General features: G+C 73.1%; 22 protein-coding genes and 1 pseudogene. 13 read left to right on the top strand and 10 right to left on the bottom strand.

From position 1 onward, the window contains the following. Positions 1 to 84 precede the first annotated feature (84 nt). Positions 85 to 873 (top strand): acyltransferase, encoded by a 789-nt coding sequence (locus tag ACFVYN_RS12030; protein ID WP_389996191.1) that lies wholly within the window; start codon positions 85 to 87, stop codon positions 871 to 873. A gap of 292 nt (positions 874 to 1,165) precedes the next feature. Here ACFVYN_RS12030 and ACFVYN_RS12025 read toward each other — a convergent pair whose 3' ends face one another. Then, positions 1,166 to 2,023: an EamA family transporter gene (locus ACFVYN_RS12025; RefSeq protein WP_389996188.1), complete on the bottom strand. Its 858-nt coding sequence runs from the start codon at positions 2,021 to 2,023 to the stop codon at positions 1,166 to 1,168. Between the two features lie 93 nt (positions 2,024 to 2,116). Here ACFVYN_RS12025 and ACFVYN_RS12020 point away from each other — a divergent pair, with 93 nt between their 5' ends. Together ACFVYN_RS12020 and ACFVYN_RS12015 are read left to right on the top strand one after the other, a co-directional pair. Beyond that, on the top strand, positions 2,117 to 2,689 hold the full coding sequence (locus ACFVYN_RS12020; protein ID WP_389996185.1) for a helix-turn-helix domain-containing protein: 573 nt from the start codon (positions 2,117 to 2,119) through the stop codon (positions 2,687 to 2,689). A gap of 20 nt (positions 2,690 to 2,709) precedes the next feature. Beyond that, positions 2,710 to 3,276 (top strand): YbaK/EbsC family protein, encoded by a 567-nt coding sequence (locus ACFVYN_RS12015; protein WP_389996182.1) that lies wholly within the window; start codon positions 2,710 to 2,712, stop codon positions 3,274 to 3,276. A 42-nt stretch (positions 3,277 to 3,318) separates the two neighbouring features. Here ACFVYN_RS12015 and ACFVYN_RS12010 read toward each other — a convergent pair whose 3' ends face one another. Beyond that, a complete protein-coding gene (locus ACFVYN_RS12010; RefSeq protein ID WP_389996179.1) occupies positions 3,319 to 4,359 on the bottom strand; it encodes a cation diffusion facilitator family transporter in 1,041 nt (346 codons plus the stop codon). A gap of 65 nt (positions 4,360 to 4,424) precedes the next feature. Here ACFVYN_RS12010 and ACFVYN_RS12005 point away from each other — a divergent pair, with 65 nt between their 5' ends. Then, the gene (locus ACFVYN_RS12005) at positions 4,425 to 4,784 is read left to right on the top strand and encodes a metalloregulator ArsR/SmtB family transcription factor (RefSeq protein WP_352387062.1); all 360 of its coding nucleotides are present in this window, start codon (positions 4,425 to 4,427) and stop codon (positions 4,782 to 4,784) included. A gap of 4 nt (positions 4,785 to 4,788) precedes the next feature. Here the strand turns inward: ACFVYN_RS12005 and ACFVYN_RS12000 are convergent, their stop codons facing one another. After that, positions 4,789 to 6,000, bottom strand: a complete 1,212-nt coding sequence (locus tag ACFVYN_RS12000) for a 4-hydroxybenzoate 3-monooxygenase (protein ID WP_389996176.1) — start codon at positions 5,998 to 6,000, stop codon at positions 4,789 to 4,791. Between the two features lie 32 nt (positions 6,001 to 6,032). Further along, positions 6,033 to 6,440 carry a CoA-binding protein gene (locus tag ACFVYN_RS11995; RefSeq protein ID WP_389996173.1) on the bottom strand — a complete coding sequence of 136 codons (408 nt, stop codon included), beginning with the start codon at positions 6,438 to 6,440 and terminating at the stop codon, positions 6,033 to 6,035. Between the two features lie 177 nt (positions 6,441 to 6,617). Between ACFVYN_RS11995 and ACFVYN_RS11990 the strand changes: the two genes are divergently transcribed. The 5 genes from ACFVYN_RS11990 to ACFVYN_RS11970 all read left to right on the top strand — a co-directional run bounded on the left by ACFVYN_RS11990 (position 6,618) and on the right by ACFVYN_RS11970 (position 12,799). Next, entirely contained in the window at positions 6,618 to 7,334 is a 717-nt protein-coding gene (locus ACFVYN_RS11990; RefSeq protein WP_389996170.1) for a hypothetical protein, read from the top strand. Continuing rightward, positions 7,331 to 7,873: a SixA phosphatase family protein gene (locus ACFVYN_RS11985; protein WP_389996167.1), complete on the top strand. Its 543-nt coding sequence runs from the start codon at positions 7,331 to 7,333 to the stop codon at positions 7,871 to 7,873. The genes ACFVYN_RS11990 and ACFVYN_RS11985 overlap by 4 nt, the downstream gene beginning before the upstream one ends. Positions 7,874 to 7,916: 43 nt before the next feature. Next, positions 7,917 to 8,543: a YigZ family protein gene (locus ACFVYN_RS11980; RefSeq protein ID WP_389996164.1), complete on the top strand. Its 627-nt coding sequence runs from the start codon at positions 7,917 to 7,919 to the stop codon at positions 8,541 to 8,543. Between the two features lie 102 nt (positions 8,544 to 8,645). Then, a complete protein-coding gene (locus ACFVYN_RS11975) occupies positions 8,646 to 9,809 on the top strand; it encodes an exonuclease SbcCD subunit D (RefSeq protein ID WP_389996162.1) in 1,164 nt (387 codons plus the stop codon). Beyond that, complete coding sequence (locus ACFVYN_RS11970) at positions 9,806 to 12,799, top strand: AAA family ATPase (RefSeq protein WP_389996159.1); 2,994 nt, start codon at positions 9,806 to 9,808, stop codon at positions 12,797 to 12,799. Before ACFVYN_RS11975 ends, ACFVYN_RS11970 begins: the two co-directional genes overlap by 4 nt. Before the next feature lie 49 nt (positions 12,800 to 12,848). On the opposite strand, the gene ACFVYN_RS11965 is transcribed toward ACFVYN_RS11970, so the two are convergent. Next, positions 12,849 to 13,295 carry an Lrp/AsnC family transcriptional regulator gene (locus ACFVYN_RS11965; RefSeq protein ID WP_389996156.1) on the bottom strand — a complete coding sequence of 149 codons (447 nt, stop codon included), beginning with the start codon at positions 13,293 to 13,295 and terminating at the stop codon, positions 12,849 to 12,851. A gap of 93 nt (positions 13,296 to 13,388) precedes the next feature. Between ACFVYN_RS11965 and ACFVYN_RS11960 the strand changes: the two genes are divergently transcribed. Further along, entirely contained in the window at positions 13,389 to 13,874 is a 486-nt protein-coding gene (locus tag ACFVYN_RS11960; protein WP_389996153.1) for a rhodanese-like domain-containing protein, read from the top strand. 71 nt (positions 13,875 to 13,945) lie between these two features. Then, complete coding sequence (locus tag ACFVYN_RS11955; RefSeq protein WP_389996150.1) at positions 13,946 to 14,461, top strand: immunity 21 family protein; 516 nt, start codon at positions 13,946 to 13,948, stop codon at positions 14,459 to 14,461. Positions 14,462 to 14,521: 60 nt separating this feature from the next. Here ACFVYN_RS11955 and ACFVYN_RS11950 read toward each other — a convergent pair whose 3' ends face one another. Both ACFVYN_RS11950 and ACFVYN_RS11945 read right to left on the bottom strand, forming a co-directional pair. Further along, positions 14,522 to 16,213, bottom strand: coding sequence for a DUF885 domain-containing protein (locus tag ACFVYN_RS11950; protein ID WP_389996148.1), 1,692 nt, complete (start codon positions 16,211 to 16,213; stop codon positions 14,522 to 14,524). 33 nt (positions 16,214 to 16,246) lie between these two features. Next, positions 16,247 to 16,741 carry an Lrp/AsnC family transcriptional regulator gene (locus tag ACFVYN_RS11945; RefSeq protein WP_389996145.1) on the bottom strand — a complete coding sequence of 165 codons (495 nt, stop codon included), beginning with the start codon at positions 16,739 to 16,741 and terminating at the stop codon, positions 16,247 to 16,249. A 60-nt stretch (positions 16,742 to 16,801) separates the two neighbouring features. Here ACFVYN_RS11945 and ACFVYN_RS11940 point away from each other — a divergent pair, with 60 nt between their 5' ends. Further along, entirely contained in the window at positions 16,802 to 18,004 is a 1,203-nt protein-coding gene (locus ACFVYN_RS11940) for a trans-sulfuration enzyme family protein (RefSeq protein ID WP_389996143.1), read from the top strand. Here ACFVYN_RS11940 and ACFVYN_RS11935 read toward each other — a convergent pair. The 3 genes from ACFVYN_RS11935 to ACFVYN_RS11925 all read right to left on the bottom strand — a co-directional run bounded on the left by ACFVYN_RS11935 (position 17,958) and on the right by ACFVYN_RS11925 (position 22,697). Continuing rightward, on the bottom strand, positions 17,958 to 19,394 hold the full coding sequence (locus tag ACFVYN_RS11935; RefSeq protein ID WP_389996140.1) for a GNAT family N-acetyltransferase: 1,437 nt from the start codon (positions 19,392 to 19,394) through the stop codon (positions 17,958 to 17,960). The two genes, ACFVYN_RS11940 and ACFVYN_RS11935, sit on opposite strands and share 47 nt — an antisense overlap. Before the next feature lie 136 nt (positions 19,395 to 19,530). Next, the gene (locus ACFVYN_RS11930) at positions 19,531 to 21,117 is read right to left on the bottom strand and encodes an alkaline phosphatase D family protein (RefSeq protein ID WP_389996137.1); all 1,587 of its coding nucleotides are present in this window, start codon (positions 21,115 to 21,117) and stop codon (positions 19,531 to 19,533) included. A 125-nt stretch (positions 21,118 to 21,242) separates the two neighbouring features. Further along, on the bottom strand, positions 21,243 to 22,697 hold the full coding sequence (locus ACFVYN_RS11925; RefSeq protein WP_389996134.1) for a PLP-dependent aminotransferase family protein: 1,455 nt from the start codon (positions 22,695 to 22,697) through the stop codon (positions 21,243 to 21,245). On the opposite strand from ACFVYN_RS11925, the pseudogene ACFVYN_RS11920 reads away from it, so the two are divergent. Further along, positions 22,688 to 23,533 (top strand): annotated as a pseudogene (locus ACFVYN_RS11920) (EamA family transporter); the annotation flags it as partial. The gene ACFVYN_RS11925 and the pseudogene ACFVYN_RS11920 sit on opposite strands and share 10 nt — an antisense overlap. Positions 23,534 to 23,539 lie beyond the last annotated feature (6 nt).

Genomic DNA, 23,539 nt, shown 5'->3' with positions numbered 1-23,539 from the left:
TCCCGAACGGTACGCCACCCGGTGGGGCGTAGATCACAAGCCCTCCGGCTCATGCGAACGGCGTGTGCTCAGTACGGTGAGGTCGTGCCGAAGAGTAAGAACACGTTCTCACCCTGGCGGGGCCGTCTCGTACAGCGTGCCGTCCACGCGGGCTGGGCCTGGGTGCAGCGCACGGGCTCCGTCACCGCCGGGCGCCCGGGGCGCTTCCGCTTCGGCGCGCTGGGGGAGCACACCCGGCTGGCCTTTCCGCTCGGCACGGTGTTCGGTGAGCCGTGGATCCACCTGGGCTCCCACTGCATCGTCGGCGAGCAGGTCACCCTGACCGCCGGGCTGATGCCCGACCTGGACCTCGGCCCGGAGCCGATCCTGCGCATCGGCGACGGGGTCGTGCTCGGGCGCGGCAGCCACGTCATCGCCGACACCACGGTCACCATCGGCAGCGACTGCTACTTCGGGCCGTACGTCTATGTCACGTCCACGAATCACTCCTACGACGATCCCCACGAGCCCATCGGCAAGCAGTGGCCGCGGATGGAGCCGGTGGAGATCGGGGCGGGGTGCTGGATCGGGACGGGGGCGGTGATCCTGCCGGGGGCGCGGATCGGACGGAACGTCGTGGTCGCCGCCGGGGCGGTGGTCCGGGGGGTGGTGCCGGACCACGCCGTGGTGGCGGGCGCGCCCGCCCGGGTCGTACGCCGATGGACCGCCGAGGACGGCTGGCAGCCACCGCTCAGGACCCCGGCCCCGGTGCCGATACCCGAGGGAGCCACGGCGGAACAGCTCAACGCCCTGGCCGGCCTGGACGAGGAGACGGTGGCCAGACTCGCCGAACTGGCCGAGGACGGGGCGACGCGGCTGGCGGGGCTGGACTGAGGGGCGCTGGCCGGCCGGAGCGGGGACGTACCTGGTCGGCGGTGGTGAGCAGCGGGGGGCCAGGCTCGCGCCCGCCGGAGGGGCCGCCGCGGGGGACTGGGATCTGTGGTGTCGGCCCGTCGCGAGGAGCACGCTGCTGACCAGGGCCAGGGCCAGGCTCGCGCGCGCCGTAGGGTCATCGGCTCGACGTGGTGCCAAGTCAACCGGTGTGAGAGGGGCGGAGTTCTGCCGGCCAGGGCCAGGACCGCGCCCGCTGCGGGAATCGGCAGGCGGGCGGCCGGGGCCCGTGGTGTCAGCCTGTCGCGAGGAGGAGGGTGCCGAGCAGGGCCAGGCCCGCGCCTGCCGCCTGGAGGGCGCGGAGGCGTTCGCTGAGGAAGCCCCGGGCGGCCAGGGCCGTGACCACCGGGTAGAGCGAGGCGAGGACGGCGGCCACCGTGACCGGGCCGTGCTGGGCGGCTACCGCGTACGTGCCGTTCGCCGCCACGTCCGCGAGGCCGACGAAGGCGAGCGCGGGAAGAGACCGCCTGGGGAAGCCGGTGGCCGGGAGGGCGGGGGTGCCCCGTTTCACCGAGGCGTAGAGCGCGGCACCCCCTACCGCCACGCTGACCACGCGTTGCACGAACAGGGCCAGGAACAGACCGGTCACGGTCGTGGACGCCTCCGCGATCAGGGCGAACACCGTGCCGAAGCCGAGCGCCGCGATCAGGGTGAGGACGATCGCCCGGCGCTGTACCGGGGCCCCGCGCAACTGGGGGCCGCCCGCCAGGACCACTCCTGTGACGGCCACGGCGATGCCCGCGGCCTGCACCGGCCCGGGACGCTCGCCGAGGAGGAGGCCGAGGCCGACCGGTACCGCCACGCTCAGCGTGCCGAGCGGGGAGACGACCCCCATCGGGCCCAGCGCGAGCGCCTTGTAGAAGCAGATCAGGGCGACCGGACCGGCCAGCCCCGCGGCGAACGCGAACCACAGCCGGGGACCCGCCTCGCTCCAGCCGCCCGTCGCCACCACGATCGCCCCGAGCACTCCCGCGGCGATGGCCTGAGAGACCACCACCACCGTGAGCGCCGGGAGCCGCCGGGTCAGCACCCCGCCGCCGAAGTCGGCCAGGCCCCACAACAGGCTGGTGGCCAGGGCGAAGAATGCTGTCACGGCTCGCCTCGCAGTACAGTTCGGTGAACGATCGGGTACACCTCACCGTAGTTCATTCAGTTGCACTGTGTCATACATAATATTGGACGTGACGTGTCGGACCTCGACCTGCTGACCCAGTCCCTGGCGCGCAACGTGAAGCGCTGGCGGACCGAGCGTGGCTTCACTCTGGACGCCCTCGCCGCCCGGGCCGGAGTCAGCCGCGGCATGCTGATCCAGATCGAGCAGGCCCGCACCAACCCCAGCCTCGGCACCGTCGTGAAGATCGGCGATGCCCTCGGCATCAGCATCACCACGCTCCTCGACTACGAGCAGGGCCCGAAGGTGCGGATCGTCCCGCCCGAGCAGGTGGTGCGGCTGTGGAGCACGGACGCGGGCAGCTGGAGCCGACTGCTCGCGGGCGCGGACGCCCCCGGCCCGCTGGAGATGTGGGAGTGGCGGATGATGCCGGGCGAGAGCAGCAGGTCGGACCCGCACCCCGCCGGGACGGTCGAGATCCTGCATGTCACGGAGGGCGAGATGACCCTGACCGTCGACGGCGTCGAGCACCGGATCCCCGCCGGGACGAGCGTCACCTTCGAGGCCAACGCCGAGCACGTGTACGCCAATCAGGGCGACGTGCCCGCGCGATGGATGCTGGCTGTCTCGGTACCGGGCGTGTCCTGAGCGGCTGTTAGCGTGCCGTCATGGACGCACGCCTCGCACCCATCGGACACTTCGACCACGCCACCCCCGCCCCCGCCGCCCTCGACGAGCTGATCCGCCCGGTCGCCGACGCCGTACGCCACTGGAGCGGCAGCGTCCCCGCTGAGCAGATCGTGTACGTCGACACCGACCCGCAGTGGGCCGACACCGCGGTCTTCGTGGAGCACTACGGCCGGGAGCTCCTGGAGCAGTCGGCGAACTGCGTGGTGGTGGCCGGTAAGCGCGGCGGCGAGACCACCCTGGCCGCGTGCGTGGTGCTGTCCACCACCAGGGTCGACGTCAACGGGACCGTCCGCCGCCAACTCGGCGCCCGCAAGGCGTCGTTCGCCTCGATGGACACGGCCACGGGGGAGACCGGCATGGAGTACGGCGGCATCACCCCGGTCGGACTCCCCGCCGACTGGCCGCTGTTGATCGACTCGGCCGTGGTCGACCTGCCGTACGTCCTGGTCGGCAGCGGGCGCCGGCGCGGGAAGCTGCTGGTGCCGGGCAAGGCGTTCGCCGAGCTCCCGGGAGCCGTGGTGCTGGAGGGCCTCGGCGTCGCCTGACCAGGCCTGCATCGCCTGATCAGGCGGCGCCTCCCGGCCTCATCAGGCCGGAGCGGCGTGGTGGGCGAGGGCGTGATGCGGATCCGCCTCGCCCGGAGCCGGTGCCGGATCGGCGTGCACCAGAGCCGCCGTGAGGCGGGGCACCGCGTGCAGCAGAGCGTGCTCCGCCGCCACGGCGACCGCGTGCGACTGACGTACCGTCATCTCCCCGTCCACCACGACCGCCACCTCCGCGCGCAGCCGGTGCCCGATCCAGCGCAGCCTCAACTCGCCCACCCCGCGCACCCCTTCGACCTTCCGCAGCGCACCTTCGGCCCGGTCCACCAAGTCCGGGTCGACGGCGTCGAGCACCCGCCGGAACACCTCCCGCGCCGCGTCCCGCAGTACCAGTGCGATCGCGGCCGTGATCGCCAACCCCACGATCGGGTCGGCGAGTTGCCAGCCCAGGGCCGAGCCACCGGCCCCGACGAGCACGGCCAGTGAGGTGAACCCGTCGGTGCGGGCGTGCAGTCCGTCCGCCACCAGCGCGGCCGAACCGATGTCCCGGCCCACCCGGATGCGGTAGCGGGCGACCCACTCGTTGCCCGCGAAGCCCACCAGTGCGGCCGCGGCGACCGCCGGGACGTGCGCCACGGGGCGCGGGTCGAGCAGCCGGTCGATCGCCACCCACCCAGCGAAGGCCGCGCTCGCGGCGATCGTCAGCACGATCACGATGCCCGCGAGGTCCTCGGCACGGCCGTAGCCGTACGTGAAACGGCGGGTGGCCGCGCGCCGGCCCAGCACGAAGGCGATGCCCAGCGGTACGGCGGTCAGCGCGTCCGCCGCGTTGTGCACCGTGTCGCCGAGCAGCGCGACGGACCCGGACACGGCCACGACGACCGCCTGCGTCACGGCCGTGACACCCAGCACCGCCAGCGAGACCCACAGGGCGCGCATGCCGCGGGCGGAGGACTCCAGGGCGGAGTCGAGCTTGTCCGCGGTCTCGTGGGAGTGGGGAGTGAGGAGATGGGCGAGGCGGTGGCGGAGACCGTGCCGGTGTTCATGGGCGTGGTGATGGTGATGCCCGTGGTCGTGGTCGCTCACGTGGTGCCCCTTCCGATGTGCGCCGGTGGTGGACGTGCCGTGCCCACGGAGGCCATTATGTGCGTATGAGCGCACGCATGCACCTATCAACTGCACACGATGCGCACCCGCGCACCCCCGGCGAGGAGCAGTTCGCGCTCGCCGCCGAGATTCTCGCCCTGCTCGGCGACCGCACCCGCCTCACCCTTCTCCATGCCCTGACCGGGGGAGAGGCCGACGTCACCACCCTCACCGAGGCGTGCGGAGCGGCCCGGCCGGCCGTCAGCCAGCACCTGGCGCGGCTCAGGCTGGCCGGGCTGGTGAACACGCGGAAGGAGGGGCGCCGGGTGATCTACACCCTGCGCGACGGCCATCTGCGCCGGCTCGTCGACGAGGCCCTGAACGTGGCCGACCACCGGCTCAGCGACCGGCCGGTGCACGACTGAGGACTCAGTACGCGGCCGCCGTGCCGAGATACTGCTCCGCGAAGGCCGCTGCCGCCGCCGGTGAGGTGAACAGGCGGCGGAGGCGGGCGAAGGTGGTGCCCGCGCGGTACTCGTCGCCCGACGAGGTGCCGTGGTAGACCTCGGAGAGCCACTGGGAGAACTCCTGGTAGTCCCACACGCGCCGCAGACAGGCCTCCGAGTAGCCGTCCAGGCCGCTGCCGTCGCCCTTGCCGAGGTAGGCGACGAGCGCGTCGCCGAGCAGGAAGGCGTCGTGCAGGGCGAGGTTCATGCCCTTCGCCGCGATCGGTGCGGTGAGGTGGGCCGAGTCCCCCGCGAGGAAGAGGCGGCCGAACGTCATGGGTTCGACCACGTAGTTGTGCATGTCGAGGACGCGCTTCTCGATCAGCCGACCCTCGGTGAGCGGCGGGGTGCCGTCCGCGCCCAGGCGCTGCTGGAGTTCGGCCCATACCCGGTCGTGGGACCAGGTCTCGGGGTCGTCGCCGGGCGGGCACTCCAGGTAGTACCGGGTGACCTCGGGGCTGCGGGCCATGTGCCCGGCGAAACCGTTCGGGTGGATGCCGAACAGGACGCAGTCGGAGGACGGCGGCGCCTCGGCGAGCAGCGCCAGCCAGCCGATGCCGTAGTCGTGGCGGGCGATGTCCGTGGTCTCGGGAAGGACCGTGCGGGTCACCCCGCGGGCCCCGTCGCACCCGGCCACGAACTCGCACTCGGCCAGCCGCCGTTCACCCGTGCCGCCATCGGTGTACGACACGGAAGGCCGGGGCGTCTCCAGGTCGTGCAGCCGGATGTCCTGGACGCCGAAGCGGATCTCGCCGCCGCGTACGTCGGCGTACTCGCGGACCAGGTCCGTGACCAACAGGGGCTGCGGGTAGACGAAGTGGTGCTGTCCCGTCAGCTCGCCGTACCCGAAGCGGAAGCGCTCGCCGGCGAAGCGGAACTCGCACTCGGTGTGCAACTGGGCGCGCTCCAGCAGGGTGTCGGCGAGACCGCGCCGCTGCAGACCCCGTACGGCCCACTCCTCGATGACGCCCGCGCGCGGCCGCTGCTCGATGAACGCGCGGGTCTCCGCCTCCAGGACGAGGCAGTCCACGCCAGCGGCCCGCAGGATGTTGCCGATCGTCAGCCCGGCGGGTCCGGCACCGACTATGACGACGGGAAAGCGTTGTGGGTCACCGGAGTTGGGGTGGGAGGTCACCCGGTCATTATCCCGGCAATGCGGCAGAGGAGTCAGCCCAGGCGGGGGATCTCGATCGCCGGGCACCTGTCCATGACCATGTCGAGGCCGGCGCCGCGGGTGCGGTCGTAGGCCGCCTCGTCGATGACGTCCAGCTGGAACCACACGGCCTTCGCGCCCTTCGCCACGGCCTCGTCGGCCACCGCTCCGGCGAGGTCGGCGTTCACGAACACGTCGACCACGTCCACCTCGAAGGGGATGTCCGCGAGGGAGGCGTAGCCCCGCTCACCGTGCACGGTCTCCGCCTTGGGGTGGACCGGCACGATCCGCTTGCCGTAGCGCTGGAGGACCGCGGCGACGCCGTAGGCCGCGCGCCGCTGGTTCGACGACAGACCCACGACGGCCCAGGTGTCGCCGAGTTCGGTGAGGATCTTGCGGATCGTCGCTGGGTCGCCGTACACGTCGGATCTCCTGGGGAGGGGGAACTGTGCCATCGGTGGCAACACCGGCCGACGCCCCGGTCTTCCCGGCCCGGGCCCCTACTCCTCCGTCGGCACCGAGGGGACGAATTCCGCGACCGTGTCCGAAATACCGGCCAGTCACCTGCGCGCGGCCCTCCGCCCGCCTACGCTCGCCCCGTGCTGCGCATCACAGACGCCCGAACCGGCCGGCCCGTAGACGCCGTCCCCGCCCGCAGGGGCCTGACCCGAGTCGAGGCCCATGTGTCGGGCCACGACGCCTCCGCCCTCCGTATCCTGCTCGTCGCCGACCTCCTCGTCCGGGCCCTCGAAATCGGCGGGACGCCCGTGTGGGCGCTGCTCAGCGGTGACCGCGAACAGGCGGAGCTGCAGGCGGGCGCCGCCGCCCTGGGCATCCGGCCCTTCGAGGACCGGCGGGACGTCGGCCCCGGCTGGGGCGAGTCCCAGGCCGTCCATGTGGTCGGAGAGGGCGGTGCGGCTCCGGACGGGGTCCGGATCGCCGTCGCGCCCGTCGAGACGAAGGACGTCCCGGAGGGAGCCGACCCCGGCGAGGTCCGCCTCGCTCTGCTCACCCCGCCCCGGAGCACGCCCGCACGGCTCGACGAGGCGGCCCTGACCGAGGCCCGCGGCACCCTCCGGCGCTGGCGCCGGGCCGTCGCCGCCTGGGCCCGGCATCCGTCCCGGCCCGTCCCGGAGGAGGTGCGCGGACGGCTCCGTACCGCCTGGGAGGATGACCTGGACGTACCCGAGGTGCTGCGTGTGCTGCGCTGGGTCGAGGAGTCGGAGCTGCCGGAGGGGGCCCGCTTCGAGACATACGCCTACGCGGACCGGCTGCTCGGTCTCGAGCTCACCCGCGACCTGGGGTCCCCGGCATGACCGCGCCCACCGGGGCGGGCCCGCCACGCCGCCTGGTCGTGCTGAGACACGCCAAGTCCGCCTGGCCCGAGGGCGTCGCCGACCACGAACGCCCTCTCGGGCCCCGCGGCCGCCGGGACGCGCCGGAGGCGGGCCGCGTCCTCGCCGCCTCCGGCCTGCTCCCCGACCTCACCCTGTGCTCCACCGCCGTCCGCGCCCGGCACACCTGGGAACTCGCGTCCGCCCAGTGGGAGACCCCGCCGCCGGTACGACTCGACCCCGGACTGTACGGAGCCGACGTCCCGGAGCTGCTGGCCGCCGTGCACGGGACACCTCCCGAGGTCATGACACTGCTCCTCGTCGGACACAACCCCGGCCTGGAGGAACTGGTCCTCGCCCTGGCCGGGGACGGCCTCGGCGACACGCTGGACGAGGTACGGGTGAAGTTCCCGACGTCGGCGATCGCGGTGCTGGACTGGCACGGCACCTCCTGGCGGGGCCTGGAGCCGGGGACCGCGCTGCTCACGTCCGTGATGGTGCCGCGGGGCAAGCTGCGGTAGCCGGCCCGCCGGGACGCCCGCACCGACGGATTAGGCTGACCGGATGCCGGACGAGTACCGCACAGTGGCCCGCGCGGGCGTGCACGAGACCGAGGTCAACCGCTCGCGGTTCCTGTGTGCCCTCGCCCCGGCGGCCACCGAGCAGGAGGCCCAGGACTTCGTCGCCTCCGTCCGCAAGGCGCACGCCGACGCCACCCACAACTGCTACGCGTACGTCATCGGCGCCGACGCCGCGGTCCAGAAGGCGAGCGACGACGGCGAACCCGGCGGCACCGCGGGCGTCCCCATGCTCCAGATGCTGCTGCGCCGCGACATGCGGTACGTCGTCGCCGTCGTCACCCGCTACTACGGCGGCGTCAAGCTCGGTGCGGGCGGGCTCATCAGGGCGTACGGCGGTGCGGTCGGCGAGGCCCTGGACGCCGTGGGCACCCTCACCCGCCGCCGGTTCCGCCTCGCCACGGTGACCGTCGACCACCAGCGCGCGGGCAAGGTGCAGAACGACCTGCGCTCGACCGGACGCGAGGTGCGGGACGTGCGGTACGGCGAGGCGGTCACGATCGAGATCGGCCTGCCGGACGCGGACGTGGAGGCGTTCCGGGGATGGCTGGCGGACGTGACCGCGGGGTCGGCGGGGTTCGCGCTCGGCGGAGAGGCGTACGGAGACGCCTAGTTGCGCTTTTCGGGCATAACGGCATTTCCTGTCTCTGGTCATGACGGGCGATACGGGAGTAACCGCCCGTGATGTCAGACCCGGCCGTTAGGGTCGGGGATCATGAAGCTGCTGCACACTTCCGACTGGCATCTCGGCCGGGCGTTCCACCGGGTCAACATGCTCGGGGCCCAGGCCGAGTTCATCGGTCACCTCGTCACGACCGTGCGGGAGCACGGGGTGGACGCGGTGCTCGTGTCGGGAGACGTGTACGACCGCGCGGTGCCCCCGCTCGCCGCGGTCGAGCTGTTCGACGACGCCCTGCACCGGCTCGCCGAGCTCGGCGTGCCGACCGTGATGATCTCCGGGAACCACGACTCCGCCCGCCGCCTGGGTGTCGGCGCGGGGCTGATCGGACGCGCCGGCATCCATCTGCGGACCGAACCGGCGGCCTGCGGGACCCCCGTGGTCCTCTCCGACACCCATGGTGACGTGGCCTTCTACGGCCTGCCCTATCTCGAACCCGCCCTGGTGAAGGACGAGTTCGGGGTGAAGAAGGCGGGCCATGAGGCCGTGCTCGCCGCCGCCATGGACCGGGTCCGCGCCGACCTCGCGACACGCGCGCGGGGGACGCGGTCCGTCGTCCTCGCGCATGCCTTCGTCACCGGCGGCGAGGCCAGTGACAGCGAGCGGGACATCACCGTCGGGGGAGTGGCCGCCGTGCCCGCCGGTGTCTTCGACGGGGTCGACTACGCGGCCCTCGGGCATCTGCACGGCAGCCAGACCATCACCGAGCGCGTGCGCTACTCCGGCTCCCCGCTGCCGTACTCCTTCTCGGAGACCGACCACCGCAAGAGCATGTGGCTGGTCGACCTGGACGCCGAGGGCGCGGTCACCGCCGAGCGCGTCGACTGCCCGGTGCCGCGGGCGCTGGCCCGGATCCGGGGAACGCTGGAGGAACTGCTCGCCGACCCGCGGCTCGTCGCGCAGGAGGAGGCATGGGTCGAGGCGACCCTCACCGACCCGGTCCGCCCGGCCGAACCCATGGCCCGGCTCTGCGAGCGCTTCCCGCACACGCTCAGCCTCGTGTTCGATCCCGAACGGGCGCCGGACGACCCCGATGTGTCCTACGCCCGGCGGCTGGCCGGCCGCAGCGACCAGGAGATCGCCGAGGACTTCGTGGCCCATGTGCGCGGCGCCGGGCCCGACGAGCGCGAACAGGCCGTGCTGCGGGACGCGTTCGACACCGTGCGCGCGGACGAGGTCGTGCGGGAGGTGGCGCGGTGAGGCTGCACCGGCTCGACATCACCGCCTTCGGACCGTTCGGCGGCTCCCAGGCGGTCGACTTCGACGAGCTGTCGGCGGCCGGACTGTTCCTGCTGCACGGGCCGACGGGCGCCGGAAAGACCTCCGTGCTCGACGCCGTCTGCTACGCGTTGTACGGCTCGGTGCCGGGCGCCCGGCAGAGCGGTCAGGGGACGGCGCTGCGCAGTGATCACGCCGCCGCGAGCACCCGCACCGAGATCCGCCTCGAACTCACCGTCGCCGGACGCCGGTTGGAGCTCACCCGCCAGCCGCCCTGGGAGCGCCCGAAGAAGCGCGGTACCGGCACCACGCTCGACAAGGCACAGAGCTGGCTGCGCGAGTACGACGCGGTCGCCGGGGCCTGGAAGGACCTGAGCCGGTCCCACCAGGAGATCGGCGAGGAGATCACCCAGCTGCTCGGCATGAGCCGCGAGCAGTTCTGCCAGGTCGTGCTGTTGCCCCAGGGCGACTTCGCACGCTTCCTGCGGGCCGACGCCGAGGCACGCGGCAGACTGCTCGGACGGCTCTTCGACACCCACCGGTTCGCCGAGGTCGAGAAGCGGCTGGCCGAGCGACGCCGCGCGGCCGAGGCACAGGTGCGCGAGGGCGACGCCGCGCTGCTGGCCGACGCGCACCGCATGCAGCAGGCCGCCGGCGACGCCATGGAGCTGCCCGAGCTGGCACCCGGCGAGCCGGGTCTCGCCGAGGCCGTCCTGAGCGCGGCCGCCGTCGCCCGCAGCACCGCCCGCGAACAGCTGACGATCGCCCACTGCGGGCTCGGTGCCGCCGAGTCCGCCCAGGCCGCCGCCGAGCGCGACCTGGCCGACGTACGCGAGGTCGACCGGCTGCAACGCCGGTTCGCCCAGGCCCGCGAGCGGGCCGCACTGCTGGCGGAGCGGGCCGACGGCTACCACCAGGCGCAGGCCCGGATGGAGCGGGCCCGCAAGGCGGAGGCGGTGGCGCCCGCACTGGAGCTGCGGGAGGCGGCCGAGGCCGAGCACCGGCGGGCGGCCGCGGCCGAGACACGCGCGCGTGGACTGCTGCCGGAGACCTTCGCGGGCGCGGGCGCCGCCGGGCTCGCCACCGCCGCACGCCGGGCGGCCGAGGAACTCGGCGGCCTGGACTCGGCCCGGCGCGCCGAGCAGCGGCTCGCCGAACTCGACGACGAACGCACCGACCTGGACCGCCAGGAGCGCTCCGACGAGGACGTCCTCCAGGAGGCCGAAGCCTGGCTGGCCGGGTGGCAGGAGACCCGCGCGGGTCTTCAGCACGCCGTCGAGTCCGCCCAGGAGGCGGCCACCCGCGCCGAACAGCTTTCCGTGCAGCGGGAGCCCGCCCGCAGGCGACTCGCCGCCGCACGCCAGCGCGACCAGTTCGCCCGGGACACCGACGACGCCCAGCAGCAGGTCGTCGAGGCGACGGACCGGGCCCTGAAGGCCCGCGCCGACTGGCTGGACGTCAAGGAGCGGCGACTGAACGGCATCGCCGCCGAGCTGGCCGCACAGCTCACCGACGGCGAACCCTGCGCGGTCTGCGGTGCCACCGAGCACCCCGTCCCCGCCCGCAAGGACGCCGGACACGTCGACCGGGAGACCGAGGAGCGCGCGCTCGCCGGCTCGCAGCGCGCCGACGAACAGCGGGCCGAGGCCGAGCGACGCCTCGCTTTCGTCCAGCGGGCGCTGGCCGCCGCCCAGGGTGAGGCCGGCGACACCTCCACCGAGGAACTCGCCGTCCAGGTAGACGACTTGGAGCGCGAGTACGGCCAGGTCCGCACCGCCGCCTCGGCACTGCACACCGCGACGGAACAGCTGCGGCAGGCCGAGCGGGAGCGCGAACAACGGCTGGCCGCCCAGCAGGAGGCCGCCGTGCGCACCGCCTCCCGCGGCGCCCGCCGAGACGCCCTCGACCGGGAACGAACCACCCTGCAGGCGGAGTTGACCGAAGCGCGCGGTGCCGCCGACAGTGTGGCCGCCCGCGCCGCCCAGCTGGAGCGGCAGGCCGCGCTGCTCACCGACGCCGCCGACACCGCGCGCGTCGCCGAGGACACCGCCCAGCGGCTCAAGGACGCCGACGCCCGGCTCGCCGACGCCGCCTTCCGGGCCGGCTTCGACACCCCGCAGGCCGCGGCCGCCGCCCTCCTCGACGAGGCGGCCCACCGCGACCTCCAGCACCGGCTGGACGCCTGGCAGGCCGAGGAGGCCGCCGTACGGGCCGTACTCGCCGAGACCGACACCGCCGACGCCGCCCAGCAGCCGCCCGCCGACGTGGCGCGGGCGGAGCAGGCCGCCGCCGACGCTGGCCGCCGGGTCCGCGAGGCCGCCTCCGCGCGCGACGCGGCCGCCCGGCGCTGCGCCGAACTCGACCGGCTCTCCGCCCGCTCGGCCACCGGCCTCAGGCGGCTGGCGCCGCTGCGCGAGGAGTACGACCGGGTGGCCCGCCTGTCCGCGCTCGCCGCGGGCACCTCCGCGGACAACGAACGCAAGATGCGTCTGGAGTCCTATGTGCTCGCGGCCCGCCTGGAGCAGGTGGCGGCCGCCGCGACCGCGCGCCTGCAACGGATGTCGTCCGGCCGCTACACCCTCGTCCACTCCGACGACCGCACCGGCCGCGGCCGCAGCGGACTCGGACTGCACGTCGTCGACGCCTGGACCGGGCGCGAGCGGGACACGGCCACGCTGTCGGGCGGCGAGACCTTCTTCGCCTCGCTCGCCCTGGCCCTCGGCCTCGCGGACGTCGTCACCGACGAGGCCGGCGGGGTCCGGCTCGACACGCTCTTCATCGACGAGGGCTTCGGCAGCCTCGACGACCAGACCCTGGACGAGGTCCTCGACGTCCTGGACTCACTGCGGGAACGTGACCGCAGCGTGGGCATCGTGAGCCATGTGGCCGATCTGCGCCGCCGTATCCACGCGCAACTGGAGGTCGTGAAGGGGCGGTCGGGGTCGGTGCTGAGACAGCGGGGCGGCGGCTGAGGTCGACGGAGGCTGAGGTCAACGGAGGTGAGGTCAACGGAGGCTGAGGTCAGCGCCCCACGGGCCGCCGGGGGAGCGGGGACGAGTACACGACGCTCGTGGTCACCGAGCCCAGCGTGCCGATCCTGCCCGACACCTCCTCCAGGTGCCGCATCGAGCGCGCGGCGACCTTGATGACGAAGCAGTCGTCGCCGGTCACGTGATGCGCCTCCAGGATCTCGGGCGTCACGGCGACCAGGTCGTGGAAGGGCTTGTAGTTGCCGTTGGGGTACCGAAGGCGGACGAAGGCCAGGATCGGCAGGCCCAGCCGGTCGGGGTCCACGACGGCGGCGTACCCCTGGATGACGCCCGCCTCCTCCAGCCGCCGCACCCGCTCGGTGACCGCGCTCGCGGACATGGAGACGGCACGGGCGAGCTCGGCGAAACTGGCCCGGCCCTCCCGCTGGAGGACGTCGAGGATGAGCCAGTCGGTGGCGTCCGGGGAATACGCGGTCATGCCCGAGGAATAGCAGGGCAATCCCCGGCCGGGCAAGGTGCACGCCGTGGAATCCCCCTTCAGGTAGGTGATCATCGACCGTAGATTTCCGGCATGACGACAACCGACTCGCTCACTCTGAACCCCGTCCTGCGCGTCGCCCCCGCCGCCCCGGCCGAGGCCGCCGCCCACTTCCGCGCCGAACTCGCCTTCCACGCTGACGTCTCCGACGTCGCCGCCGCGCTCGCCGCCGACGGCGACCCCGGCTTCGTGGTCCTCGACTCCCGCTCCACCGCTGCCTGGGACCAGGGCCACATCCCGGGCGCGGTCCACCTGCCCACCGCCCTCATCCCCGAGCAGGCCGAACAGCTCCTCGACAGGTCCGTCCCCGTAGTGACGTACTGCTGGGGCCCGGGCTGCAACGGCGCCACCCGTGCCGCCCTCGTCCTCGCCGAACTCGGCTACCGGGTCAAGGAGATGCTTGGCGGCTTCGAGTACTGGGTGCGCGAGGGCTTCGCGTTCGAGACCTGGCAGGGCCGGGAGCGGCGCGCCGCCGACCCGTTGACCGCGCCGGCCGGCTCGGAGGACTGCGGCTGCTGAGTTCCGGCGACCGAAGTGGGGTTCCTGTGCAGGTGCAACTTTGGGGTTCCTGTGCGTGTAGGTTCTGGCCCATGGTGCGATATGCGGAGCCGGGCGCGGTGGAGTGGGTGGAGTCGGGCGGCGGCCCGCTCATAGCGGTGCCGGAGACGGTGCTCCCCTTCTGGGCGGGCGCCGACGGCGACGAGACGGTCTCGGACTACGACCGGGCCTGCGAAGTCGACTGCATGGTGGGCCTGTTGCCGGTCGGCGACTCCGCCGCACTGGTTCTCGGGGACGAGCCCGCCTCCACCTCCTACCTGGCCGACCACGACACCTTCGTACGGTGGTGCGCCGCCGACTCCGAGGACGAACTCCTCGCCGCGGTCCCCGCCGCCCTCGCCACCGCCGTCTGGGAGGACGAGGTGAGCTGGACGGTACCCGGCCCGGTCGTCCTCTTCGACGCGGCCTGGCGCGGCAACGAGTCGGTCGACACCGACCACTTGAAGGTCACGCTCGCTCCCGGCACGTACGCGGTACGCGCCGCCAACGTGCGGCCGGGGCCGGAGACCTGGCTGGGGCTCGTGCAGTTGCGGCGGCTGGCGGGCTGACGGCTGCGGTCGGTGACCGACCCGGATCACGGGTCCGAGTCGGTCACCTGATCCCGAGCGTCAGAGCTGCGCCAGTTCGTCCACCAGATCGTCCAGCCCCAAAGAGCCCTGCGACAGCGCCGCCATGTGCCAGGCCTTGAGGTCGAAGGCGTCGCCGTGCCGCTCGCGGGCCTTCTCCCGGCCCAGCAGCCAGGCCCGCTCGCCGAGCTTGTAGCCGATCGCCTGGCCGGGGATCGTGAGGTAGCGGGTCAGCTCGCTCTCCACGAAGTCCGCCGGACGGCTGCTGTGCGCGCCGAAGAACTCCTGCGCCAGCTCGGGGGTCCAGCGCTCGCCCGGGTGGAAGGGCGAGTCCGCCGGGATCTCCAGCTCCAGATGCATGCCGATGTCGACGATGACCCGGGCGGCCCGCATCATCTGCGCGTCGAGATAGCCGAGCCGCTGCTCCGCGTCCGTGAGGAAGCCGAGCTCGTCCATCAGCCGCTCCGCGTACAGCGCCCAGCCCTCGGCGTTGGCGCTGACCCCGCCCACCGCCGCCTGGTAGCGGGAGAGGTTCTCCGCGACATGGGCCCACTGGGCGAGCTGGAGGTGATGGCCCGGTACGCCCTCGTGGTACCAGGTCGAGACGAGGTCGTAGACGGGGAAGCGGGTCTGCCCCATGGTCGGCAGCCAGGTGCGGCCGGGGCGCGAGAAGTCCTCCGAGGGGGGCGTGTAGTACGGGGCGGCCGCGCCGCCGGGCGGGGCGATGCACGACTCCACCTTCCGCACCCGCTCGGCGAGTTCGAAGTGGGTGCCGTCCAGCGCGTCGATCGCCTGGTCCATCAGGCCCTGGAGCCAGTCGCGGACCTCGTCGACGCCGTCGATGTGCCTGCCGTGCTCGTCGAGGTGGGCCAGCGCCACCCACGGCGTCTCGGCGCCGGGCAGGATCTTCTCGGCCTCCTGCTTCATCTCGCCGAGCAGCCGGTGGTACTCGGACCAGCCGTACGCGTACGCCTCGTCCAGATCGAGGTCCGTGCCGTTGAAGTAGCGGGCCCAGCGGGCGTACCGTTCCCGGCCCACGGTGTTCGGGGCGTCCTCGATCGTCGGCGTGTACACGTCCCGCATCCAGTCGCGCAGCTCCACCACGGAGGCGGTCGCGGCGCGGGCGGCCTCGTCGAGCTCGGCGCGCAGCGCCTCGGGGCCCGCCGAGACGAAGTCCTCGAACCAGCCGCGGCCGTTGCCGTCGGTGTCCGCCCACTCGGTGAGCTGCTCGACGAAGGTCGCGGTCGGACGCGGCGCCGCGTACAGCTTGCGGTCCAGGCCGAGTTGGAGGGACGCGCGGTAGCCCGCGTACGCCGTGGGCACGGCACGCAGGCGTTCGGCGATCGCCGCCCAGTCCTCCTCCGTGTCGGCCGGGGTGACCGTGAAGACCTCACGGATCTCGTGCGCGGGCGTGGCCATGTTGCCGACCGCGCGCAGGCCCTCGTCGGCCTCGTGCACGGCGAGTTCGGCCGTCAGCCGCTCCCGCAGCAGCCGGGCGCACCGACGCTCGATGTCAGTGTCCGCGCCAGGTTGCCGCTCGGCCTCGTCGAGCTTCGTGAGCGTGGTCCGCCGAAGCTCCGCGAGCGCCTCCTGGCCCGCCGGTGACGTGTCGGGCAGCTTGCTCGAACTCTCCTTCACACCCAGGTAGGTACCGGTGATCGGATCGAGGGCGATGAGCTCGTCGACGTAGGCGTCGGCGACCTGACGGGGCAGCGGGCTCTGAGTCTCAGACATGCGGTCCATCCTCATACGCGGACCTCGCGGGAGTCACCCCGATTCCGCTGTCGGCGTGGCCGGCGGAAGGAGCGGCCCGCAGTCCCACTGCTGGAAGATCAGCCGGGTCTCCACCCGGGCGACCTCGCGCCGGGAGGTGAACCCGTCCAGCACCAGCCGCTGCAGATCCGTCATGTCCGCCACGGCCACGTGCACGAGGTAGTCGTCCGGGCCGGTCAGATGGAAGACGCTGCGTGACTCCGGCAGCGCCCGGATCCGCTCCACGAACGGCCCCACCAGCTCCCGCCGGTGCGGCCTCACCTGCACCGACAGCAGCGCCTCCAGGCCCCGGCCCAGCTTGGCCGGATCCAGCCGCAGCTGATGTCCGAGGATGACGCCCGAGCGGCGCAGCCGGGTCACCCGGTCCAGACAGGTCGACGGCGCGACACCGACCTGGGCGGCGAGATCGCGGTAGGTGGTCCGGGCGTCGTTCTGCAGCAGCCGCAGCAGATGCAGGTCCACCGGGTCCAGTACGACAGATTCGGCCATCGGCCGAACGTAGCACGGGCCTCACCCCGAGAACGCCGGTCGGTGTTCACCCTTGCGGGCATGGACTCAGCGCGCACCTCCACCGCATCCCGTACGCCGCTCAGAGCACTGGCCACCGAGGCCGTCCACGCCGGCCGCGACGACCTCGCCCGCCAGGGACTGCACGCCCCGCCCATCGACCTGTCGACGACCTACCCGTCCTACGACAGCCGCGGCGAGGCCGCCCGTATCGACGCCTTCGCCGCCACGGGCGCCGAGCCGCAGGGTCCGCCGGTGTACGGACGCCTCGGCAACCCGACCGTCGCCCGCTTCGAGACCGCCCTGGCCCGCCTGGAGAACACCGAGGCCGCGGTCGCCTTCGCCAGCGGCATGGCCGCGCTCACGGCGGTCCTTCTCGTACGGGCCTCCCTGGGCCTGCGCCACGTGGTGGCCGTACGCCCCCTGTACGGCTGCAGCGACCACCTCCTGAGCGCCGGACTCCTCGGCACGGAGGTCACCTGGACCGACCCGGCGGGAGTCGCCGACGCGCTGCGCCCGGACACCGGCCTGGTCCTGGTCGAGTCCCCGGCCAACCCCACCCTCGCCGAGATCGACCTGCGGGCCCTGGCCCACTCTTGCGGCTCGGTGCCCCTCCTCGTGGACAACACCTTCGCCACGCCGGTGCTCCAGCGCCCCGCCGAACAGGGCGCCCGCCTGGTGCTGCACAGCGCCACCAAGTACCTCGGCGGCCACGGGGACGTCATGGCGGGGGTGGTGGCCTGCGACGAGGAGTTCGCCGGCCGGCTGCGGCAGGTGCGCTTCGCCACGGGTGGCGTCCTGCATCCGCTGGCCGGCTACCTTCTGCTGCGAGGTCTCGCGACTCTTCCGGTACGGGTGCGGGCGGCGTCCGCGAACGCCGCCGAACTCGCCCGCCGCCTCGCGGCCGACCCGCGCGTCACCCGGGTCCACTACCCACGCATCGGCGGCGCGATGATCGCCTTCGAGGTGGCCGGCGACCCGCACGGGGTGATCAGTCGGGTCCGTCTGATCACCCCGGCGGTGAGCCTGGGCAGTGTGGACAGCCTCATCCAGCACCCGGCCTCCATCAGCCATCGCATAGTGGACGCCGACGACCGCAGGGGCGCGGGCGTGAGCGACCGTCTGCTCCGGCTGTCGGTGGGACTGGAGGACGTCGAGGACCTGTGGGCGGATCTCGACGCGGCGCTGGAGCGCCCGGTCAGGGACGCCGAGCTGTATCGGCCTGCGGCTCGGCGACTCCCATAACAGGCTCTGCCTCCTGCTGCGGAGCGATACGCGCGGTGATCACCAGGGTGCCCTCCTCGATCTGGTAGTCGAGGGGGAGCCCCAGCCCCCGCATCGCGGCGACCATCCCGGTGTTGGACGACTGGGTCACGGCGTACACGCTCTCGCACCCGGCCTCGACGGCCAGCGCCACCAGTCGCTCCAGCAGCTCGCTCCCGATGCCCCGCCGCTGCCAGGCGTCCTCGACGAGCAGCGCCACCTCGGTCTCGTCGCCGTCCCACAGGAGGTGCCCGAGTCCCACGATCCGCCCCGACGCGGTCTGCACGGCGAGTGTGCGGCCGAAACGGGGACTGAGCAGGTGGTTGAGATACCGGTCGGCGTCACCGACGGGCCCGTGGTACCGCATGGTGAGCGTCCGCGACGAGCACCGCTCGTGCATCGCCCGGGCCGCCTCCAGGTCACCGGTGTCGGCACGGCGGACGGTGATGTCCCGGCCTTCCGGCAGCGTCATCACGTCCTGGCTGCGCGGCACCCGCGGACCGAGCCGGGCGTCCAGCTCGACCAGGGCCCGGGCCCGGGCGAACTCCGTCGGCGTGAACGGCAGATGCGGCCGTTCCACGGTGATCACTCCGCCTTCCGGCGCCCGCAACCGCATCACGGTGTCCTCCAGAACTCCCTCCACGGGCACGCCGTGACCCCCTCCCGCCGGAGCGGCCGGCAAGGACCGGATCGTGCTGCGGCCCAGCAACTGCCGCAACGCGAGGGGGAGTTCCGCCGCGTCCAGCGCGGTGCGGGTGGCGAGACCGAGCACCCGGGTCGGAGCGTCCACCAGATCGTGGGTGTCGGCCCGCTCGATCCAGGTGTCGAAGCCGCCGGCCCGCGCGACGGACCGGGTGATCTCGGAGCCCTCCAGCGCGCCGGGGGCCCGCAGCAGGAACTCGTCGACCGTGCCGTTCGCCAGCGGGTGGGTCTGCAGGCTGAGGATGTCGATCCGCTGCCCGGCGAGGACCGTGCACAGGGCGGCCAGCGAGCCCGGTTCGTCCTTGACCGTGGTGCGCATCCGCCACAGCGTGCTCTCCGCGATCACGGGATCCGAGGTCACAGGATCCGAGGTCACGTGCGGCTGCTCGGCCTGCCCGGCCCGCTCCCCCTCGGGCAGCGGCCGGGCGCCGGTATCGCCCGTCGGGGGCGCGTGACCGTGGCGGCGTGCCCACCAGGTGTGGAATCCCGCCGTGGCGGCCAGGGCCACCGCCGAGATCACCAGCAGCGCAGTGCCGTCGGGGCCGTGCCCGATCAGGTTCGCCACGGTGTCGGCCACCGCGACGGCCGTGAACAGGGCAGCGAGTTCGATGACGTCGCGCCGCCAGTGGTGCACGGGGCGACCGTCTTTCGCACGGGTCACATCAGACATGTCTCGAGTCATACAGCCACTGTGGAGGAACGGTGTTGCGTGATCACGAACGCACTGTGACTGATCGGTAAAGCGTGGTTCTGCGCTTTTTTGTACCCTTTTCAACTGTTCAGTCACGAGTGACGTCGATGAGAGATCACTGTCCCACCCGTCCCGGCTGGAGCACCTGCGTGAACAGCACCGTGCCGTCCTGCTCCCGCAGACGTACCGTCAGTTCACCGCTGTGGCCGTCGATCTCGACCTCGCCGAAGAACTGGTAGCCGCCCGCGGGGGAGACGTTCGAGGCGGTCGGCGCCTTCACGAACACCCGCTCGGGGCCGAAGGTGCCGTCGAGCGCACTGGCCGGGAAGGCGCCCGCGTTCAGCGGCCCCGACACGAACTCCCAGAACGGCTCGAAGTCGGTGAACGCGGCCCGCGACGGCTGGTAGTGCTGGGCCGACGTGTGGTGGACGTCGGCGGTCAGCCACACGGTGCCGGTGATCCGCCGGTGCTTGATGTACCGCAGCAGCTCCGCGATCTGCAGCTCACGTCCGAGCGGGGCGCCCGGATCGCCCTGCGCCACCGCCTCGATGTTCGCCCTGCCCTCCGTGGCGTCGGGCACGACCAGGCCGAGCGGCATGTCGGAGGCGATCACCTTCCACACCGCCCGCGAGCGCGACAGCTCCCGCTCGAGCCATTCCAGCTGCTCCCGGCCGAGGATGCCCTGCGGGTCCACGCTCTGGTCGTCGGGCGAGTTGGCGTTGCGGTACGTCCGCATGTCCAGCACGAACACGTCGAGCAGCGGCCCCTGCCGCAGCACCCGGTACACCCGGCCGTCCCGCGCTCCCGGCCGCAGCGTGGAGACCGGGAAGTACTCGCTGAACGCGCGCCGCGCCCGGCCCGCGAGCACGTCGACGCTCTTCTCGGTGTAGCGGGCGTCGGAGTCGAGGATCCGCTGGCCCGGGTACCAGTTGTTGCGCACCTCGTGGTCGTCCCACTGGATGACGGACGGCACCTGGGCGTTGAAGGCCCGGAGGTTGTGGTCGAGCAGATTGTAGCGGAAGTTGCCGCGGAACTCGCCCAGGGTCTCGGCGACCTTGGACTTCTCCTCGGTGGTGATGTTCCGCCAGGTGCTGCCGTCCGGCAGGGCGGCGGTCGCCGCGATCGGGCCGTCCGCGTAGATGTTGTCGCCGCTGCACAGGAAGAAGTCCGGGTCGAGTGCCGCCATCGCCCGGTAGATCGTGTAGCCGCCGAAGTCGGGGTTGATGCCCCAGCCCTGCCCGGCGAGGTCGCCGGACCACAGGAACCGCACCCCGTCCCGGCGCTTGGGGGACACCGTGCGGAAGGTGCCGGCGACCGGCTCGCCGGTGCGGCGCGGGTCATCCGGGTCCGCAAGCAGCACGCGGTAGTGGATCTGCTCGCCCGACGGCAGACCGCGCAGCCGGGTCGTACCGGTGAAGTCGGTGTCCGCGCCGAGCAGCGGGCCGTGCCATCTGCGCGGGTTGCGGAACGATTCGGTCGCGGACGTCTCCACGATCATCCGGGCCGGACGGTCGGAACGCACCCACACCAGGCCGGAGTCGGAGGTCACGTCTCCCGTCTGCACCCCCCAGCCCGCCCCGGGGCGCCCGGAGAGGGCGAAGGCCGGTGCGGCTCCGGACATCGCGGGCAGGGTGAGGGCGGCCGATGCGGCCAGGGAGCCGCGCAGCACGCCGCGGCGGCCGGGGAACGGACGGTGTGACATGGATGCGCCTCCAGGGACGGGATCCGGCCGGTGTGCGCTGCCACAACTACCGTGACGCCGCAGCGCACACGCGAACCGCAGGTGAACAACCGGCCGCGGGAAGAACCTGTGTGTTCAAGCGCGGCTCAGTCGCGGGCGGCCTCGGCCATCAGCCTTACGCCGTCCCGGATCCGCGTCGGCGACAGGTGCGCGTATCCCAGGACCAGCCGCACGCCCCCCTCGTCGTCGGGCTCGGCACGCGCGTGTGCGTAGTCCGTCAGCGGACGGACGGCCACGCCCGCCGTGCCGAGACGGGCGAGGAACTTCCCCTGGGGGCCGTACCGGTGTGGCAGCGCGGCGATGACATGCAGCCCCGCGGCGATCCCGGACACCTCCGTGCCGGGCAGGTGCTCCTCCAGCGCGGAGACCAGCGCGTCGCGCCGCTCCCGGTAGGCGTGCTGGCAGCGGCGCAGTTGGCGGTCGTAGTCGCCGCGCTCCACGAACCGGGCGAACAGCGCCTGGTCGAGCGTGGGATGGCCGAGATCCATGGTCCGCTTGCGCTCGACGACCTCGTCGGCCAGCGTCTGCGGCACCAGCAGCCAGCCGAGCCGCAGTCCGGGAGCGAGGGACTTGCTGACCGATCCCGCGTAGGCGACCCGGTCCGGATCCAGCCCCTGGAGCGCCCCCACGGGCGCCCGGTCGTAACGGAAGTCGCCGTCGTAGTCGTCCTCCAGTACGAGGCCGTCGACGGAGCGGGCCCAGTCGAGCAGTTCCGTGCGCCGCCGCGCGGAGTAGGCGATACCGGTGGGGAACTGGTGGGAGGGCGTCGTGACGACGGCACGCACGCCCGCATCCCGCAGGGACCCGACGCGGATGCCGTCCTCGTCCAGCGGTACGGGAACGGTGGCGACGCCCGCCGCCGCGTACAGGGAGTCGTGCTGGGGGCTCCCGGGGTCCTCCACGCCGACCGTCGGCAAGCCGCGCGCGTGCAGCGCGAATCCGAGCAGCGTCGTCGCCTGCGCGACGCCGGAGACGACCACGATCCGTTCCGGATCGGCGACCACACCCCTGCGGCGCGTCAGCAGTTCGGCCAGCGCGGCGCGCAGCCGGGGCAACCCGCGCGGGTCGGGATAGCCGAGGTCCTGGTGCGGCAGCTCCGCCAGCACGCCCCGGTGGGCGGTGGCCCAGGCGGTGCGGGGGAACAACGACAGGTCGGGCGTCCCGACGACGAAGTCCGCGCGCGTGCCCGAGGTGCGCGGGGCCAGGTCACGCGCGCGTGGCCGGGCGGCCCGCACGGCACCGCCGACCCAGGTGCCGGCCCCCCGGCCGCTGCGCAGATAACCCTCCGCCGTCAGCTGTTCGTACGCCTCGGTGACGAGCCCGCGCGACACACCGAGGTCGGCGGCCAGATCCCGGCTCGACGGCAGCCGCGTCCCCGGCACGAGCCGCCCGGACCGGACCGCCTCCCTCAGCGCCGCCTGAAGGGAACGGCCACGCGTGCGTGCCGGCGCGGAGACGGCGGGCAGCAGCAGCTCCCAGGCGGCCGACCCGACGGGAGGGTCGTGCGGCCGTTGCTCCGGATTGGTCCCCGATGACGTCATGCCACTGGACCTTAAACCGGGCCGCAGCAGTTCCTAGCGTCGTCCCCATGAACGCCACCACCATGCGCGGCTCCCTCCTCGCCGCGCTCGCCTGCGTCCTCGTCGGAGGCTCCTTCACCGCCAACAGCCTCCTCGGCGACTACCCGTACGCGGGCGGCCAGGCCCTGCGCTACGGCCTCGCCGCGCTGTTGCTGGTCCCCCTGGCCGCGAAGGGCGCCACGGCCCGGCTGCGCGCACTGGAGCCCCGTCAATGGACCCGTCTCGCGCTCCTCGCCGCCGTGGGCATGGTCGGCTTCAACCTCGCCGTCATCGCCGCCGAACGCACCGCGGAACCGGCCGTCCCCGGCGTCTTCGTGGGCTGTGCCCCCGTGCTGGTGGCCGTCCTCGTCCCTCTGCTGGAGGGACGCCGGCCCCGACGCCGTGTCCTGCGGGGCGCGTTGCTCGTGGCCCTCGGCGCCTTCGCCGTCCAGGGCTGGGGCCGTACGGACGGCGCGGGCCTCGCCTTCTCCGTGTGCGCGCTGGCCGGCGAGGTCGGTTTCGCGGTGCTCGCCGTGCCAGTGCTGCGGCCCCTGGGGCCACGGCTGCTGTCCGCCACCGTCTGCGCGGTGGCCGCCGTCGAGGCCGCGGTGGCCGGAGTGCTCCTGGACGGCACCGCGTGGCTGCGCCGCCCCGAGACCACCGAGGCCGCCGCGCTGCTGTGGCAGGCGGCGGTCGTCACCGTTGTCGGCTTCGTGTGCTGGTACATGGGCATGCAGCGGATCGGCGCCGAGCGCGCCACGCTGTTCTCGGGCCTCATCCCGGTCGCGGCCGCCGCTACCGCGCCCCTCGTGGGCACCGGCTCC

Source organism: Streptomyces sp. NPDC058307, assembly GCF_042880295.1.
In the GTDB taxonomy this organism is placed as follows: domain Bacteria; phylum Actinomycetota; class Actinomycetes; order Streptomycetales; family Streptomycetaceae; genus Streptomyces.
The sequence above is the reverse complement of the archived record's forward strand: the minus strand, read 5'-3'. Positions and strand labels throughout refer to the sequence as shown.

Excerpts from the sequence above, each read along its gene's own strand:
- ACFVYN_RS11965 (WP_389996156.1), bottom strand. The coding sequence starts at position 13,295 with ATGACCGCGTATTCCCCGGACGCCACCGACTGGCTCATCCTCGACGTC.
- ACFVYN_RS11975 (WP_389996162.1), top strand. The coding sequence starts at position 8,646 with ATGAAGCTGCTGCACACTTCCGACTGGCATCTCGGCCGGGCGTTCCAC.
- ACFVYN_RS11980 (WP_389996164.1), top strand. The coding sequence starts at position 7,917 with ATGCCGGACGAGTACCGCACAGTGGCCCGCGCGGGCGTGCACGAGACC.
- ACFVYN_RS11940 (WP_389996143.1), top strand. The coding sequence starts at position 16,802 with ATGGACTCAGCGCGCACCTCCACCGCATCCCGTACGCCGCTCAGAGCA.
- ACFVYN_RS11935 (WP_389996140.1), bottom strand. The coding sequence starts at position 19,394 with ATGTCTGATGTGACCCGTGCGAAAGACGGTCGCCCCGTGCACCACTGG.
- ACFVYN_RS11960 (WP_389996153.1), top strand. The coding sequence starts at position 13,389 with ATGACGACAACCGACTCGCTCACTCTGAACCCCGTCCTGCGCGTCGCC.
- ACFVYN_RS11985 (WP_389996167.1), top strand. The coding sequence starts at position 7,331 with ATGACCGCGCCCACCGGGGCGGGCCCGCCACGCCGCCTGGTCGTGCTG.
- ACFVYN_RS11950 (WP_389996148.1), bottom strand. The coding sequence starts at position 16,213 with ATGTCTGAGACTCAGAGCCCGCTGCCCCGTCAGGTCGCCGACGCCTAC.
- ACFVYN_RS12005 (WP_352387062.1), top strand. The coding sequence starts at position 4,425 with ATGAGCGCACGCATGCACCTATCAACTGCACACGATGCGCACCCGCGC.
- ACFVYN_RS12015 (WP_389996182.1), top strand. The coding sequence starts at position 2,710 with ATGGACGCACGCCTCGCACCCATCGGACACTTCGACCACGCCACCCCC.
- ACFVYN_RS11925 (WP_389996134.1), bottom strand. The coding sequence starts at position 22,697 with ATGACGTCATCGGGGACCAATCCGGAGCAACGGCCGCACGACCCTCCC.
- ACFVYN_RS11955 (WP_389996150.1), top strand. The coding sequence starts at position 13,946 with ATGGTGCGATATGCGGAGCCGGGCGCGGTGGAGTGGGTGGAGTCGGGC.
- ACFVYN_RS11930 (WP_389996137.1), bottom strand. The coding sequence starts at position 21,117 with ATGTCACACCGTCCGTTCCCCGGCCGCCGCGGCGTGCTGCGCGGCTCC.
- ACFVYN_RS11945 (WP_389996145.1), bottom strand. The coding sequence starts at position 16,741 with ATGGCCGAATCTGTCGTACTGGACCCGGTGGACCTGCATCTGCTGCGG.